General features: G+C 43.0%; 15 protein-coding genes and 1 pseudogene. 6 read left to right on the forward strand and 10 right to left on the reverse strand.

Annotated elements, in window-relative coordinates; all coding sequences use genetic code 11:
* Window positions 1–100: 100 nt before the first annotated feature.
* The 3 genes from ACED45_RS15405 to ACED45_RS15415 all read right to left on the reverse strand — a co-directional run bounded on the left by ACED45_RS15405 (window position 101) and on the right by ACED45_RS15415 (window position 2,785).
* On the reverse strand, window positions 101–718 hold the full coding sequence (locus tag ACED45_RS15405; RefSeq protein WP_371714399.1) for a glutaredoxin domain-containing protein: 618 nt from the start codon (window positions 716–718) through the stop codon (window positions 101–103).
* Between the two features lie 68 nt (window positions 719–786).
* Complete coding sequence (locus ACED45_RS15410; RefSeq protein ID WP_371714400.1) at window positions 787–1,677, reverse strand: DMT family transporter; 891 nt, start codon at window positions 1,675–1,677, stop codon at window positions 787–789.
* Between the two features lie 154 nt (window positions 1,678–1,831).
* Complete coding sequence (locus tag ACED45_RS15415) at window positions 1,832–2,785, reverse strand: porin (RefSeq protein ID WP_060980515.1); 954 nt, start codon at window positions 2,783–2,785, stop codon at window positions 1,832–1,834.
* Window positions 2,786–3,162: 377 nt separating this feature from the next.
* On the opposite strand from ACED45_RS15415, the gene ACED45_RS15420 reads away from it, so the two are divergent.
* Entirely contained in the window at window positions 3,163–4,182 is a 1,020-nt protein-coding gene (locus ACED45_RS15420) for a succinylglutamate desuccinylase/aspartoacylase family protein (RefSeq protein ID WP_371714401.1), read from the forward strand.
* A gap of 309 nt (window positions 4,183–4,491) precedes the next feature.
* On the opposite strand, the gene ACED45_RS15425 is transcribed toward ACED45_RS15420, so the two are convergent.
* The 5 genes from ACED45_RS15425 to ACED45_RS15445 form a co-directional block, all read right to left on the reverse strand.
* Window positions 4,492–5,211, reverse strand: coding sequence for a DsbA family protein (locus ACED45_RS15425; protein ID WP_371714402.1), 720 nt, complete (start codon window positions 5,209–5,211; stop codon window positions 4,492–4,494).
* Between the two features lie 128 nt (window positions 5,212–5,339).
* Window positions 5,340–5,909: a protein disulfide oxidoreductase gene (locus tag ACED45_RS15430; protein ID WP_137002327.1), complete on the reverse strand. Its 570-nt coding sequence runs from the start codon at window positions 5,907–5,909 to the stop codon at window positions 5,340–5,342.
* A 3-nt stretch (window positions 5,910–5,912) separates the two neighbouring features.
* Complete coding sequence (locus ACED45_RS15435) at window positions 5,913–7,976, reverse strand: protein-disulfide reductase DsbD family protein (protein ID WP_371714414.1); 2,064 nt, start codon at window positions 7,974–7,976, stop codon at window positions 5,913–5,915.
* 95 nt (window positions 7,977–8,071) lie between these two features.
* Window positions 8,072–8,560, reverse strand: coding sequence for a hypothetical protein (locus ACED45_RS15440; RefSeq protein ID WP_371714403.1), 489 nt, complete (start codon window positions 8,558–8,560; stop codon window positions 8,072–8,074).
* A gap of 328 nt (window positions 8,561–8,888) precedes the next feature.
* On the reverse strand, window positions 8,889–9,137 hold the full coding sequence (locus ACED45_RS15445) for a hypothetical protein (protein ID WP_017062732.1): 249 nt from the start codon (window positions 9,135–9,137) through the stop codon (window positions 8,889–8,891).
* A 252-nt stretch (window positions 9,138–9,389) separates the two neighbouring features.
* On the opposite strand from ACED45_RS15445, the gene ACED45_RS15450 reads away from it, so the two are divergent.
* Window positions 9,390–10,994 (forward strand): mechanosensitive ion channel family protein, encoded by a 1,605-nt coding sequence (locus tag ACED45_RS15450; protein ID WP_371714404.1) that lies wholly within the window; start codon window positions 9,390–9,392, stop codon window positions 10,992–10,994.
* 218 nt (window positions 10,995–11,212) lie between these two features.
* The gene (locus ACED45_RS15455) at window positions 11,213–12,046 is read left to right on the forward strand and encodes a RecX family transcriptional regulator (RefSeq protein ID WP_371714405.1); all 834 of its coding nucleotides are present in this window, start codon (window positions 11,213–11,215) and stop codon (window positions 12,044–12,046) included.
* Between the two features lie 71 nt (window positions 12,047–12,117).
* On the opposite strand, the gene ACED45_RS15460 is transcribed toward ACED45_RS15455, so the two are convergent.
* Window positions 12,118–12,912, reverse strand: coding sequence for a response regulator transcription factor (locus ACED45_RS15460; RefSeq protein ID WP_081090050.1), 795 nt, complete (start codon window positions 12,910–12,912; stop codon window positions 12,118–12,120).
* A gap of 219 nt (window positions 12,913–13,131) precedes the next feature.
* Between ACED45_RS15460 and ACED45_RS15465 the strand changes: the two are divergent.
* From ACED45_RS15465 to ACED45_RS15475, 3 genes and pseudogenes are all read left to right on the forward strand, one after another.
* Window positions 13,132–13,209, forward strand: a pseudogene (locus tag ACED45_RS15465) (DUF3187 family protein); the annotation flags it as partial.
* Window positions 13,210–13,365: 156 nt separating this feature from the next.
* Window positions 13,366–14,397: a porin gene (locus ACED45_RS15470; RefSeq protein ID WP_146490900.1), complete on the forward strand. Its 1,032-nt coding sequence runs from the start codon at window positions 13,366–13,368 to the stop codon at window positions 14,395–14,397.
* A gap of 164 nt (window positions 14,398–14,561) precedes the next feature.
* Window positions 14,562–14,873 (forward strand): hypothetical protein, encoded by a 312-nt coding sequence (locus tag ACED45_RS15475; RefSeq protein ID WP_146490899.1) that lies wholly within the window; start codon window positions 14,562–14,564, stop codon window positions 14,871–14,873.
* Between the two features lie 93 nt (window positions 14,874–14,966).
* On the opposite strand, the gene ACED45_RS15480 is transcribed toward ACED45_RS15475, so the two are convergent.
* On the reverse strand, window positions 14,967–16,814 hold the full coding sequence (locus ACED45_RS15480; protein ID WP_371714406.1) for a M3 family metallopeptidase: 1,848 nt from the start codon (window positions 16,812–16,814) through the stop codon (window positions 14,967–14,969).
* Between the last annotated feature and the right edge of the window lie 17 nt (window positions 16,815–16,831).

Consider the following 16,831-nt stretch of genomic DNA (forward strand, 5'->3'; position numbering starts at 1 on the left):
GTCGTTTTAGCGATTGATGAAGTTCATCGCCCTGTTTTGTTGTGGATGGACACAAAAAACACTGATTAATTCACGATTGGATTTATAGCTCTGTGTGAGTTTAGCCTGCTGATTGGTTGGACAGATCGACAACATTATTTGGGATGCTATCTAAGCCATTCTCTTTCATCCATGCATCTAAGTTGTCTGCTCCACCGATGTATTTACCATCGAGCCAGATCTGAGGGACAGTTACTGGTGTTTTCTCACCAATGTGCGCTTTTACCTCTGGAATCATACGATACAAAGCTGCGCTGTCTTTTACGACATCATGGTATTGGTATTCAACACCCGCTTCATCAAGCATTTTCTTCGCCTTAACGCAGAATGGGCAGGTTGCTTTACCATAAACAATATTGCCTGTTAGGGTATCTCTTTTGGTCCACTCTTTAATGACCGATTGAATCAGAACACCGCGATTTAGTGCTTCGCCTTGGCTTACTACCTTGCCTTCAACAACAAGGATCGGAGCATGCCAAGATCCCAGCTTTAAAGGTTCCCACCAGTGAGATAACCAATCTTTCACTTCCAATTCGACATCGACATCGGCCAACTCATTCTCAAAAGTATCTTTAAGAATATCTTTGGTCAAAGTACATTCTCCACATGGGATGTTCACTGTAAATGGACCCCAGCTGCCTGCCCAACGGTATAGTATAATCTTGACTGGTTTCTTCATGGTTACGGCCTCGTTTGAATTCTATTATCCATATAGAACGGACAGTCGAACTATTTATTTCACCACCCCTAAACTTTCTTCAGTTTCGAAGGCTTTTTAGTTTCCCAGTGGGTAATAAACGCAACTGACGCAATAATAATAGCAGCCCCTAACCATAAGCGACCTGGTGGAACCCAGCTAAATACAACCCAACCAGCTAGAACATTTAGCGGCAATTTCGCATGGTCAAACGGTTGAACAAATGAAGCATCAGCGACGGAATAAGCTTTTACAATTGCCCACTGAGCGAGTGCTGTCATTACACCAATAACAACTAATATTCCCCAAATAGTACCGCCGCTTGGAGTCTGCCAATCAGGCGCGGCAAGTAGGATATTAAATGGCGTGATCAATAGTAAAAGGTAGACCACCATGGTTGAAGGGCTGTCTTGTGAAGAGAGCTTTTTAACCATCAGTGAGTAGCATGCCCAAAAGAAAGCGGCACCAACTGGTAACAGTGTTGCCCAGTTAAAGTCTTCAGCCCATGGCTCGAGAATAACCATCGCACCAGCGAAGCCTGCTAAGGTCGCTCCCCAACGAGCAGCCCCAACTTTCTCTTTGAGAAAAAGCCCTGAACCTATGGTAGCGAATAGTGGCGATGTCATGAGAAGGGCAATGCCTTGCCAAATAGGTACTGGGTAAGCCAGTGCCCATATCCAAAGTTGAATACCAATAACAGACAAGAAGACACGAAATACGTGCAATTTTAGGTTGTCGGTTTTTAGTGCGCGGCGAATCCCCAGCGTTTTCAGATAAGGAAGAATCGCGAACAACGCGATAGCGTATTGAATGACGGCAACGGTAGTAGAAGTCAGTCCGAAGTGAATGCTAGCTATTTGGGTTAGGCTATTAATAATGGCAAAGGCTAGGCCTGCGGTTAGCATCCAGCTAGCGCCTTGGATCGGATGGTGTTGTGACATGATGCTTCTAATTATTTGATATGGTCCACCTATGATACGGATTTAGCAAGACTTAACCAGAAAAAGCATCGATGAAGTTAGTCAGAATATTTGAACAAGAAAAAGGTTGAGCCATTGCCCAACCTTTTTAGTCTCTATCTAAAGTCGATTTAGATTAGAAGTCGTAACGGATGCCCGCTTGTAGCTGGTCATCTTTATTGTCTAGCTGTTCAAACTTGTAACCAGCATAGGTACGGATGTGGCCGTTAAACTTATATACTGCTTCAATAGCAAAGTTATTTGCTTCTTCGTCAGCCGCTTTATCGAACTCACCGTAGTTGTATACACCAATTAGTGATAACTGCTTAGTTGCTTTGAAGATAGCTGAAAGCTCGTAGCCAGTGTAATCTTCATCTGCAACTGAAGCCATTGTGTATAAGCCACCAACAGTAAACGCATCCATCGAGAATTGAGCTACAAGGTTAATCTGGTCATCATCGAAGTTACCATTTTTTTGGGAAACGTAACCAGCACCAAGGTCAAAAGCGCCTAGGTTGTACATAGCAGCAAGACCAAAGCTGTCCGCATCTTTTTCATCGGCTGCGATGTAGTTTGCTTGAACTGTCAACGCGTCAAATTCGCCAGAGTAAAGGAAGTTGTTTTCGCGTTTGTCTTTGTTACCAGCGACAGCATCAGCGGCATCTGCACCAAATGTAGCCATCGTATCTGTAATATCTGTCAACATTACTTGAGCTGAGTCTTGCTTACCGTAAGAAAATTCTCCGAAGTTGGTACCAAGACCAGCAAAGAAGTAACGGTTAGTAAGTGAGTCAGTTTTTTCTCCGTTAACACCAACAGCTGTGTCTCCTGTAAACTCAGCTTCATATTTACCAAAGCCGTATAGTTCATCAGAAACTTGAGTTTTTCCTGAGATATTTACGCGGGCACGTGACTTGTCTTTAAAAGAGCTGTCAGACGCACTTTCGTTGTTATCAGAGACGTTGAAGCGAGCTTCCGCACGACCGCCAATTTTAAGTTCCGTACCATCCGAGCTGTAAACTGTTGCTGCTAGAGATGAACCTGAAACTAGTGCCGCTACCACTGCAGAAGCTAGAACTGCCTTTTTCATAATCACTTACCTTGTATTTTAAAATCCGTGAGCAATGTGCTCTCCGTTTCGATATGAAGCTAATTTAGAACAGCTAAATTAAGCTTTCATTTCTATAAAATTACATTTTCGTGAATGGGGAACTTTTTTAAGTGTTGATTTTATTGCACTTTTATTTCATGAGACTGAGTGTTCTGTGAATAGTTATACAAGTTGCGTGTATTTCAAAGGTCACATTGACAAGTTTTACCTTGGAATCACGTATGTCGATGCTGGTGAATTTTGGGAGCGCTTTAGAGCTTGTTAATCTGATTAACTGCTTGTACTGGTTAAGATATCCTCTATGATGCAAAAACTTAGAAGAGAATAGATTTTGCTCAACAAGATGGAGACGTTGGATGAAAACAGAGTACTTAGGCGATGTTTTACAAGGCAGACAGGTTATTGGCTCTTTGAATGTTGAAGACTTACCCGTTGGAGAGCATCAGTTTTGGTTTCAAGTAACCAGTGATGGACTAGGGCAGCCTAAGAATATGCCGGTTTCTGTTTTCAAAGGCAGCCAAGATGGCCCTAAATTGATGATCACTGCCGGCATTCACGGTGATGAGCTAAACGGTGTGTTGGCTGCTCAGCAAATTATCCGTGACTTAGTGGGTAAAACCCTAAAAGGCTCGGTAACGATTGTGCCTACGGTGAACTTGTCAGGTTTGTTGAACCATAGTCGTGACTTCGTCTCTTCAGATCCTGGCTCATGTCCTGCGAATCTTAATCGACTCTTTCCGGGTGATGCACATGGTTTAGCTGCGGAGCGCTTTGTTGCGTCTCTGTGGGATCGCTTACTTAAGCTCAATGCGACATTCGCTGTTGATCTCCATACTCAAACTCGTGGCGCGGTCTACCCACTTTATGTGTTTGCTGATTACCGAATTGAACAATGTTTGGAGATGGCAAGGTTGATGCAACCTGATTGTGTGCTTAATGATCCTGGCGACCCGGGTATTCTTGAAACGGTTTGGAATCGAAGTGGAATACCAAGTATCACGGTGGAAGTAGGCATGGGTAAGTTTACTCAGCCTGAAATGATTCAAAGAGCAGTAGGCGGCGTTTTGAATATGCTCTCCTATTACGAGATGCTTGAAGTTGAGGGAAAAGATCCGTTGGGGACAAGCCAGTTGCCGAGTATGGATTGGATTGAAGGTAATAATGTGGTGTCTATTCGTGCTGATATTGGTGGTTTTGTTCTGCCTCAGATCGAGCTTTTACAAAGCGTGGAGCAAGATGATTTGTTAGCAATTCAATATGACGCTTTTGGTAATGAGTGTCGCCGCTATCACGCGCCATCTGCTGGATGTGTCCTTAGCTATAACGTGGATGCGTTAAGGGAACCGGGTGCACTTGTTTGTCGCTTGCTGAGTTAGGGTTCAGTTGATTGGACGTTTCCGTGTTAAGGCGCTGTGTCGCCATCTAAAACACGCAAAAAAAAGACCGAGCAAGGGGCTCGGTCAAAAGACAGTTGTCTAGAGTAAGCACGTCTTGGACTCATCGACAGAACTGCTTTTAGAGTAGCGAGTGTAGATTAAGAATCCATTGCAAGATAGTGACACTTCGACTGCTTTTCTGTTTCAAAAATAATATTGAAAACATTATTTTAAGCTCATCAAAAAGCCGACTACGAGTCGGCTTTTTATTCACTTCTCTTTCGAATTTTTATCTCTATCTAAACTCGATTAAAAAGCGTCGTCCACGATATCTTTAAGTCGGTCATAAGGCACATATCCTGGTAAAACATTTCCGTTCATCATCATGGTTGGAGTGCCCGTTAAGCCCAGAGCACTGAACGTTTGATGGTTAGTGGTTAGAACCTGGTTTTGTTCTTGAGTTGTTTTTAGCTCCGCCTCTGTTCCCGTCTTCTTGGCGACTGCTTCTAGTGAGCTTTTCGAGTGAATGCCGCTTTTCGCCATCAGCAATCTATCAACTTCAGGGAATGCTTCTGGGTTATCTTTCCATACTTTCATCGCGTATAGCGCTGCGTTGGTGTTTAGACCCGAAACCTGTTGCTGCTTAAACGATAAGTACACGTTGATCACTTTAATATCGCTGTTTTCAGAGGCTAATTGAACCAAGCCTTTTTCCAAGCGCTTACAGTAAGGACAGTTATAGTCTGTAAAATTAATAATGACCGATTTGCCATCCGGATTGCCCGTGATTGGGTGAGCGTCATTGTTGTATAACCAATCATGGCTTTCCGCTTGGGCTTTCTTCGCTTGCTCTTGACCTGCTACGTACTGCTCTAAACTGGTATGCAACCCAGAGATTGTTGAAGGGTTATCTTTCAGGAATTGATTAATTTCTTCAAGTTGTTGAGTTTGCTCTTTGTTTAATTCTGCGAAGGCATTAGTACTCAATAGTGAGCCTAAAATCAGTGCGCTTATCAGATGCTTTTTCATATTGTCTTTTCTCAAATTCGTGATAATCGTGAGCGCTTATTGGGTTGCGCTCACATTAATGTTGTTTGTTAAACGGGCTGAATCGCTTTATTCACTTAGCTTTGCTCTGTTTTTTCTTTGTGAGCGAGTTAGGCAAAGTAGGTTCTTAACCACAGCCCTATAGGAGAAGTAACGCCTGTTGCGATACTGCTGATCTTTCCGTCTTTGATGATGACGATGCTTGGAGTGACATTAACGCCCCAACTTCTGCTGATTGATCCAGAAAGATCATTGATAACAGGGAAGTCATACTCTTTTGCATCCAAGTAGCGCTGGACACGCTCGTCTGGGCCAGACGATAGAGCGACCGAAACCACCTGATGGGAGTCGTTGAAGCTATTGACGGTTGGGCTCACAAATTTGCAGGCACCACACCAAGTCGCCCAAAAATAGACAATGACTGGCTTACCATTTTTGCTTAGCTCGATAACATCAATATCTTCGCCTTGGAGCGATTGACCCACAATTGGAATCGCATCGCCCTGAGGCATACTTCTGCTGTGATAAAAGTCCATGGCAAATGAAACCACGCCAACGATAAGTATCATTGAAACCAGTTCCTTTCCCCACTTCTTAAGACGACTTGGCTTTTTGGCCTCACTCTTTATAGTGCTGTCTTCAGCCGTGTTAGATCTCTCTTCATTGTTGGGAGTCTTCATCAGTTATCTCGCAGCATCGATGGCTTGCACGACAGTGTCACTGTTGAGAATGACAGGAAGTGGAATACCGCTTTTATAGCTTGGACCGTAGACGATATTAAATGGCACACCAAATCGCCCATTACTTTGTAAGTATTGGGTGACACTTTCACTTGGTGTCGTCCAATCGCCTTTCATCAAAACTATGTCTTCTTGTTGTAGGTGGCTGTAGACCGGATCTTGAAGGATGACACCGATCTTGTTGGCTTTACAGGTGATACACCAATCAGCCGTCACATCGACAAAGACCGTTTTGCCTTCATCAACGAGCTGAGGGATTTGCTTCGCATCCAGCTTTTGCCAAGTGAGATCGTCAACAATGGGTGTCGCCCAGTTATCAGCGGTGACACTACCGACGATCAATGCAGCACCAAACACCAAGGTTGTGGTTGCCATGATAGGAATCAGTACCTTGCGACCCAGTTTCATGCCAATCCAAACTAGCACTGAAATCACGATAAATAGCGACAGCAGGATAGTCGGGAATTTACCAATGAATGGATTCAGAAGGCTTGTTAGCCAAAGGCTGGTAATGAACATCATTAAGCCAAATACCAGCTTAACTTTGAACATCCACGCCCCAGGTTTTGGAAGCAACTTGGTTAGGCTTGGGAATAGCGCAAAGATCAACCAAGGCGCACTCATACCAATACCGAGCGCGATAAAGATAGCCCATAACTCTTGGTAGCTTGCTCCGAGTGCATACGCGACTGCGGTTCCTAGGAATGGCGCGCTACACGGCGTTGCTAACAGCGTCGCAAACATGCCTTGAACAAAGTGGCCTGAATGTGAGTCATCGCCTTTGGTTGCCATCCAAGTGTTTAAGCCTGATGGTAGTCTGAATTCGAATAACCCAAGCAGGTTAATCGAGAACAGCAAAGTGATGAACAGCATGAATCCGATGAACCAAACATTTTGGAATTGGATTCCCCAACCAATCGCATTACCACCCATTTTTAGAGCTGTCATACCTAGGGCTAACAGCGCAAATGATGTAATGACACCTGAAGCAGAAGCTAGGAATGACAGTCGAATATGACGATTAGATGCACCTTGGTTTTGAATGATGCTGTTTAACTTCATTCCTAATACTGGCAACACACATGGCATGATGTTGAGGATCAAACCACCAATTAAAGCAAAGCCAATCATTGCCAGAAAACCGTTGTTGCTTGTTTGATAAGTGATCGGTTGTGACCCAACTTGAGCCGTCATCTCTTCGGCAAAATTACTGTCTGAAACAGTGACACTCACTGTACGGTCCGTTAAGTCGACTTCACCGATCCAGTTGCTCACATCAAATACGGCTGTCATTGTATTGTCTGTGATGTGGACGCTTGGTTGAGAGAAGAAGTCATCAATCACTTCTTGCCCGTCAATCAACACCATAGGCTTATCCCAGCCATCTTTACTTGTCAGCTGAGTAACCAATTGCTGCTTGCTCTTATCCCAAAACAGACCGTTCACCGCAGTGCGGTTAGCTTCTCGTGGCGACTGGCTCATGCCTTGGTTGAACAAAAACATCGCTTCTTCATCGAGCGCTAAAGTTTGTGGGTCAATCGGCAGTTCGATATCGTAATCGGTTAACACACAGATATTGGTACACGACGGAAAGGTAAACGACGCCCTGAATATTGCAGGCTTTGTGTTGTCTTTCAGGGTTAACGTGACAGGAAAGCTGACGTGCTTTTTGTAACCTAACGTCATGACGTCAAGCTGCTCGTAATACTTAGGTATCGGCCAATGCCAATCTACTGACTCAATGTTTGTTGAACCAGACCAGTCCCAGCTTGGCGGAATGCCACCTTCGCCTGGGCTACGCCAATAGGTTTTCCAGTCGCCGTCGAGCACGACATCGAGCACGGTTTGGATCTTAGAGCCGTCATCCGACTGTTCACCTGTCGACATCATTCGCATCTTAACAGGCGGATGCTCAGGCACACTAAGCCAGCCCGTTGTCTGTGCCAAGGCGGTAAATGACGTCATAACCAAAAGGGCAGTGACTAAGGTTTTCGCGCATGTACGCATAGAGAATGCCAATGAATCGACAAACTTAGTTAGTAGTGTGTTGTACACAAATGTATCTCCAAAAAATAAATAAAAGGGTGTAGTAGCCCGGTTATTTACTCTCTAAATATACAGTGCTTTAGATGCAATCGGTGTTTTGTAGGTCGAGTAGAGCGATGATTATCTCTAGATAACCTTGAGATGTGAGGCGGTAAATTAAATGCAACAGCAATAATAAGTACGAGTGGGATCAGCCAGCCGGTTTTTGGGGCGGCAAAGGTCAGCATTTTTGAACTTAGGCTGCATGAACTTGAATTGGGTGAAGTTAACATTTTAAAAGCTTCTAAACCGAAAACACTGGCGTATAGAGCGGTCATTTTTTCTGAAGAAGCGATGTCGGTTTGAGGGTTACTGGCTTCCGTGTGAGTTTGTGCATCAACTAGGATAGATTGACCAATGAGAGAAGTTGAAATCGATACTTTCTTTACAGATAGCGTACTTGCCAGACAGGTTACGATAACCAGTCCGGTAAGAAAGAGCGCCCAAAGCGAATGCTTTTGTCGGCGATTCTGTGTAGATAAGAAAAGTAATGGTGTATTTAGCAAATCAGTCAGTAATCGAATCAGTTAGTAGCTAAAGCGAGCTCGTTGGATTGTGGCTAGCTTAGATAAGTTCTCTTCGCGCCACAAGTCATAAAATTGTTAAAGTGAAACTATGTATTAGTGCGGGAAACAGCAGATATAGGATAAACGCCGTATAATCACCAACTCACGCGAATACGACATTGAGCTCTAGTTAAAGTTCACAACAATCGGCAGTTATCGCGAATTTATTGTGTATCGAGTGGTTTATTTTCCAAGAGGCGATACAAAAAAGCCCAACAGGCCGTAGATGAACGTGTTGGGCTTTAATCATTAGGACTATTGGAAAAACTTAGTGAGTGCGGCGAGGGCCGTTACGTACCAAGTCTTTACCGTTATCAAAGACTTCTTTGGTGATCCAACGAGCAAGTAGAACTTTATGGCTGCTGTTGAATACAGCAACGAAGTGACGGCCATCAGAATTATTGGTTGCCATGCCTACACCTTCAACGCCTTCAAGGCCTAAACCGCCAGCTTCCACTGAAATTAGGAATTGCTCTAGTTCTTCTAGAGACTCAATAATATCAAGTTCGTTGTTCATTTTTATGCTCTCTTGCTGTGAGCCAACATCGTATTTAAGGCGCTTTAGTGCATGTGCCCGAGTGAAGATATTGGCCATTGTTCTTTGTTGGATGCGTACTCTACAGGTCATAAGTGGGGATTGGAACTCTCAAATATTAGAAGCTGTCTGATAATTTGCGAAGTTTTAACATAACATACGTTTAAATGCTTGTTATCCATCTTCTTTTTACTACTATTTATAGGGTCAATTTAGACAGTAATAGGAATTAATATGATGAAGGTTTGGCGTTGTCTATTGTTAATGTTGGCGTTTGTTGCATTTGGAAGTTTTGCACAAAGTGTCGATAAAATAGCAGAAGTACAAGATCAATTAATGCTCGATCTGGCAACATTAGAAACGGCGCATGATGCAGAGAAGCCCTTTCTTGAGGATATATTAAGGCGTAAGAATCAAGCCTTACGTGAAGAGATATTCTCTCAATTATCATCTGACAAAAAAGATGGACTTGATGTCATTCTTTCTCAGCAGGTTGAACTCTTAGAAAAACTGTTGGCATTGAATGAAGTTAAAATCGTTACATTGAGCAAAGAAAATCGTTCAGCTGAAGGTGATGTTAAGAAACGTCTTGAATTACGCATTCAGAAACGAATCGGAATGATGGACACCTATTACCAACAGCTCGCTAAAACATTAGAGTGGTCAAAAGAGCGTGGTGTTGATGTAGCTGTACCGGAAAAAGCTCTAAAAGTTGACTTGGTGTCTCGCTCTAAATACCTGACTAATGCCATTCTTTACACAGACACACAGCGACAAGATCTAGAAGCGCGTTTGTCTTTCGTGAATGAAGAAGAGAAAGCGACCATTAAAAAGGAGCTTGAGCGTTTCAGCGAGCGTACTAGTGTAATGGTGGCGAGCTTAGAAGAAACCATCACACTAATGGAACCGTTTGGCGTCGACGTGACTTCTTACAAGCGAGTGTTGCTGGCAACGACGGGAGATATTAACGCCGATGTATTGGATGTTGATGTTGCACTTGAGTTGTTGGATGGTTGGCTTCGTTCGTTCAGTTCATGGGCTTTTGAAAATACCCCTTCATTCATTGTCAAACTGGCTCTGTTCTTGGGTATTTTGTATGTGACTCGTTTGCTGTCAAACGTCGCACGCAAAACCGTTCGTAAGAGCGTTTCGCATTCGAAAATGGACTTTAGTGTATTGATGCAGGACTTCTTTGTATCAATCGCATCTAAAGCGGTCGTGTTTATTGGTTTGCTTATCGCGCTGTCGCAAATCGGGATAGAGCTAGCACCACTACTAACAGGTTTCGGTGTTGCCGGTGTGATCATTGGTTTCGCATTGCAAGATACGCTATCTAATTTTGCTTCTGGCTTGATGATCTTGATCTACCGTCCTTATGATGTGGGCGACATGGTTAAAGTGGCGGGCGTGCAAGGCACGGTAAAAGATATGAGCTTAGTGTCGACGACCGTTCAAACTATCGATAACCAACGCTTGGTGATCCCAAACAACAAAATCTGGGGTGACGTGATCAACAACATCACGGCAGAGCGTGTGCGACGTGTTGACATGGTTTTCGGTATTGGTTACTCAGATGATATCGATAAAGCGAAAGCGGTATTGAACGACATCATTGTTGCGCACCCTCTAGTGTTGAAAAAACCAGAGCATATGATCAAGCTTCATACCTTGAATACGTCTTCTGTAGATTTTGTCGTAAGGCCTTGGGTTAAGACTGATGACTACTGGGATGTGTATTGGGATGTGACGGAAACCGTGAAGAAACGCTTCGATGAAGAAGGCATCACGATTCCATTCCCTCAACGAGATGTACATATTTACAATCACGAAGAGAACTAAGCGAAAGAGCTAGTACGAGAAGCAATTTCGAAAAGAGCGATTACGTAAAAGCTAAGTGTGGCTTCGAGCCATCATTCTTAATGTGATATCAAATGGACGCTGAATAAGCGTCCATTTTTTTTGGCTGTCGTTTATATTGAGCCTCATTCTTTATGTCATTCCACCCATCTTAGAATAAGTTATGATGGAGTAGGCTCAATCTGGACAGTTGAAAGCGAATGGATGATTCACAGCAAAAAACGAATAGTAGAAATACAACGGTAAGAAAAGCGACGCGAATTGAAAGTGTTATGAACTCTGCGATGTGGCATTTAACTCAGAGGGATATGACGGAAAGTGAGTTGGTTGCGAAGCTCAAAGTGAAAACCGACAATCAAGAATGGATCGATGAAACTTTAGGGACTCTGAAAGGCTTTGGGTATCTCAAGTCTGACCAAGTGTTTGCAGAACAATTCGTGGAACAAGCTTTTTCTGGTGAATTTGGTTCTCGATATATTGTCGAAAAACTGAAGAAGAAGGGTCTGACGGACTCTGTGATTTCTGATGCGATTCATAAGGTGTCCTTCGAAAAGTCTATTGATGAACAAACCATCTTGATAGAACGAATCAACCACTATTACTCAAGCTTTACTATGAGCCGTGAAAAGCTAGTCGCGACCCTGCAAAAGCGTGGCTTTAGCTATCAACAAGTTAAGGTAGCGATTGACCAGCACCCACAAGCGCATCAACTGAAAAGTAACATTCAAATTAAGGCCGAGAAAGCCGATTTGGAAAAAGAGGTGTTGAAGTATGCTCGTAAAGGCAAGGGCCTGACTGCCATTCAGCAAGAGCTTAGGCAGCGACAAATCGACACAAGTGAACTGTCATCGCTAATCGAACGATTGATTAACGAAGAGCAACTAGACTTCTATTCTTCGTGTTTAGAACAGTTACAGAAGAAATCTTACGATCTAAATGATCATAAAGAACGATCCAAGGCTTACGCAATGCTCAGTCGAAAGGGGTTCTCTTCAGACGAGATCAAATTTGCTCTGAGTGAAGGTAACGAGTAACTGGTATTATTGATCTCAAGAAACATCGAACGTTAATATATAAAGAGCAGAAGGGCATCGAATACCTTGTTTTAACGTGTTGTATGCAGGTTCTCTGCAATACCTAAACCATTGCGTAAGGCGAACTGAATAAGGTCATTATGGCTGTTTAGATTCAGCATACCTAGCATGCGGTACTTGTGTGACTCAATGGTTCTCGAGCTTAAGTGAAGCTTATCGGCACACTCTTTTGCACTAAACCCTTGAGCAATCAGAGCCAGAACCTTGGTTTGTTTTTTTGTGAGTAACAATAGCTTCTCACTATCATCTTCTAACAAGTTCTCATTTTGTTTTAGCGTTCTGGCTAACGTTGAATGTTGCCAATAACAGAGCCAAAGCTCGCAGACTAACTTTAAGCGCTGGATATCTTCGAGATCGAAGGTGGTATCGTTGTCGTGAAAGTTAGTGAAAGACAATGCTCCCCAGCGTTGGTTAAACAGCTGTAAAGGAATGATGCAATGCCACCTTCCTCCTTCTTTGTAGATCTTCTTTAACACATAGTTTTTGGTTGAAACGAGCTCGTCACTGGTAAAAGTGAGATAAGTTTCATTGGTTTTCAAGAGCTTTAGGTAATCAAGATAGTTACCGCCAACCAAACTTTTCTTATCGACAGGAGGTATGTTTGCTTTGGAAACCGAGCACGTTTTCCCATCTTCAAGTAAAACCATTGAATTAGGGTATAGCGTTAAACGATCGATCCCAAACCAATCGAGTACGTCAAAACTTGCTTCTGACCAAGTTGTTTGAAAGTTTTTAGGATCGCTATTAATAAGTGAGGTCGATTGTTTCATTAATAGTTGTTCAAAACTTAGGTTTAAAGCAGACACGTTTTTCCTTACTCGATACATTCATTGGGTCAATGCACAGAAGATATTCGTTCAACTAGCTCAGTGCAAGATAAGATTCTGATATATATCAGAGGTTCTAGTCTCCGTTTTTTTATAACTCTTGGTTCTATATTACAGAGTGATAAGCAGTATATTTACTGCATTAATTGAACGATGTTTTTTATAGGCTCAGGCTTTTAATTCTGCCTAACAAACCCCGTGATGATTGAGAACATCCGTAATATGGATAACAGCACGGATATCGAGTTTACGCTCGGCTTGCGATTCTCAATATAAAAGCCATATCAACATATCATTATGTAATTTAATTCACCAAAGCTATAAAATTTTCAGTAAATTTACGGTATATCAATAACGTATTTTTTTGAACAATAGCGCCACTCCAAAAGGCCGGACTAACAAGGCCGAATCAATATATAGGTAGTGGTTATCATGAAAAAGACATTAGTAGCACTTGCGATTGCAAGCATCTCGACTTCAGCTTTTGCTGTAAACACAAGCAGCCAAAATAGCCAAAATGAAGACATGTTTGCATTTGACTCAATGCACAAAGATCAATTCTCAGTATCAGGCTCTTTCGGTGTTGGTGGTTACTACGATACGGGTTCTAAAGCATTCTACGATGACTGGGCAACCGGTCTTACTCTTGCGGTAAACTACCGTAACAACCGTATTGTTGGTTACTTTGAAACTGACATGATGGTCAACTACACCACTGATAACAACGTTTCAGCGAATGCAGCAACTGCTGGTTGGACAAACGGTATTGATACTGGCCCGGCAACCGACGTAGACAAAGCATGGATTGGTTTCGACACTGGCTTTGGTATCGCTTCATTCGGTTGGGAAAATGATACAGCACTAGACAAAGTCGATGGCGCTGGCGACAACACCTATGAGTTTGGTGCTTCTGCTGGCGATGCTTCAGACGGCTTCAACGTGGTTAAGTTCCAGGGTGCAACCAATGGTATCGCTTACGGTATTTCTTACTTTGAAACAGGTGACGATCATAATGATGCGGATAAAGGCATTAATGGTTACATCGGTTTAGAGCAAGAAGTATTCAACCTATACGCTGGTTATGAAGCTCGTGATGACGATGCTGATTACGAAGTTTACACAGTGACAGGTAACGTTAAAGTTGGTGCTCTTAAACTAGGCGTGAACTCTTGGATTGAAGAGAGTGACTCTGTTAAGAATACGGGTTACTACGTTTCGGGTGGCTACACACTTTCTGAAGACCTAACAATCGCAGCGGGTTACGCATCTAGCAGCAATGAACTTGATGGCCAAGCCGATGTCGATGCTTCTTACATCAACATCGCGGCAATGTACCGTATTGCTGACAACGCTGACATGGGCATTGATATCAAGCAAGACCTGGATGGTTACCGTGTAGGCAAAACTAGTGCGCAATACGATGAAGAAACTCACGTATTCGCAGCAGCTTACTACTACTTCTAAGAACTTGAACTCTTAGAGCTTCTAAGAAATTTGATGGTAATGGTGTAATAGCTTGCCCGGTCGTTACACCATGTTCTCTTCTTTTCGCAGTTTAAGCATCCACAAATCGACATGTGGTATGCCACTCAAGTGTTACGAGTGGAATTATTATTTGGAGAAATGTAATGGTTGAAAGCATTACTGCCAAGGGTGTTATTTACGGAAATGATACCCTGTTTACATGTAAACCGAATCGAAACGGACTATTTGAATTGGCACGTAAACATGGAAGAGTCGCAGGTACTCGCCCACAAGATCTCAAGAACAAGGTTTATGCTGAATCTCTTGATGAAGCTTGGAATTTACTCAAAACAGAAAAGTTTTATATTGTTTTGACGGGGCAGGTATTCGGCATTCATCGAAAATCACTAAGAAGTGTTGATTCTGTTGATGTTGAGTTTAATAGCAAAATTCGCTCAGCATGTTTCACGATATAGATCCCAAGCTGGATCTAAAAAGGACGATAACTTATCGTCCTTTTTTCATTTTAGTTTTGAACTCAATTTTTGTTACAGAGGCTTAAACACAATCTATCGACCGTATTGCCCAACGATAAAGTGCTCAAACTCATCACACATATGATGGTTTGATTTATCATTATTCGCCAACTCGGTTGACCCATCAACGATCGATATCTTCGCATTCAAATCAGCAACTGGTGCACGCTCTCTTGTTGATAGCTGTTTGATTTTTTGCTCTTCAATAGCCCATGCTTCCTCTGGCGATAAGTTGCACTCGTCAGCGAGGTATTTGGCATTAAAACCTTCCCCAGTTAGGCTTTCGATTGTTCCATTATGATTCACGCTATTTCCTTGGTACCAATAGTGCTTAGCTAACAAAGGGCCGATCTCTGGGTTATCCGTTAAGTAGCCAAACTTATCGGTGAAATATGCACGAGTTTGATACACCGCCATATGAGCCAGTAGGTAACCTTGATACGCGCAAGACGCTTCATCCGACAATAGATGCGGGATCGCCATTAATGGGCGAGGGCTACAAGCCAATCCAAGAATCGTTTTCTCACTATTACGAGCGAGAGCGGTGATCTTTTCAGGCGTCAGATCTTCATCTGCCAATTCGTAAAGTGCTCGCTCGAAATAGGGAACCACTAAAATGCTGCGTTCTTGATAAGCTCTGAAGGGTTGTTTGTTATCGATGATTGCTTTGATGAGCTCATTAGGCACCGGTTGTCCTTCTGCATTAAGTGCGTACTGTTTTAGCCAATCGGCATCATTCAATAGGCTATCGCAGAACATAGACTGGGTTTCCGCATAAGCCATCGAGGTAGGTGCAAACTCTTGAGAGAAACACGGCGCGTTCATTTTCACGTTAGCAAAGTGCGCAGCGTGCCCACCTTCGTGAAACAGTGTGTTGATCCCATCATAGCCGCTGCCTACTTGATCGGGCTTAGCATTACTAGTGAAGTTGACTTGAGCAGGCACCCAGGTGTCTTGGTCATAGAACGAAGGAATAGGCCCGTGACAGAAGCCGTTTGGGTATTTACCTTTGCGATCAAGCAAGTCCAACTTCAGTGTGGCTTGTGAATATTCGATATTCAGGCGACCAAAAGATTCAATCCAGCGTCTTAATGACTTTGAGAAAGGGACATAAGGGTCGAGGTCATTCATCACGTCACCAGCAAAAGAGTAGGTGAAGTTATGGCCTTCGAGGGCGCTCTGACCTTTTTGCTCTGCTAGGTTCTTCAAGCTTTGTTGGTGACTATCACGGGTACGTGTTTCAAAGTCATCCAGAATCGAGAACAGTTGCTCAGTGGTCATCTGTTCAGTTTTAACGACTGAGTAATCAAAAAATGTTTTGAACCCTAGAGATCGGGCAAACTTATTACGCTTTTTGATCAGCTCAATAAATCCGTTAACCAGCAGCCATTGCTCTAAATTTAATAGTGTTTGGTGTGCAGAAAACCTTACTTGTTCATTACTATTACTTCTAACTGCTGAGCCTAGAACTGGCAAGGAGCCCTCTGTTTCTTCACCCGTTTCATTGACGTAAGTCATTACGTGATTTTGTTTTTTCTCAAACAGTTCAGCCTCAAATCTTATGAGGTCTGTTTTAAGCTTCTGTGACTGCTCAGACTCAATAGCGTGAGCTCTAAAGGTCGCCAACCAGCCATTTAAGCCTGTAAACGTACTTTCTTTTTCTTGGGGGTCTTGAATTTCATCGATAGCAGCAAGTTGCATTTCAATAGCGGTAATCTGTTCGGCAGAGCTTAGAAACTCGGTCCACTGAGTCTGCGCGAGTGTCGAACCATCATGGTCGTCACTGATTCCCATATAGGTATCCCAAAAGAAGTCCTCTTTCGCTTTATGAGTCGCAAGATACTTTTGATTCAATTGGTTGAGATAGTTCGTTGCAGTCATGACATTCCTTGAAAATT

Origin of the sequence: Vibrio crassostreae (assembly GCF_041439375.1) — a bacterium.
Classification (GTDB): domain Bacteria; phylum Pseudomonadota; class Gammaproteobacteria; order Enterobacterales; family Vibrionaceae; genus Vibrio; species Vibrio crassostreae_D.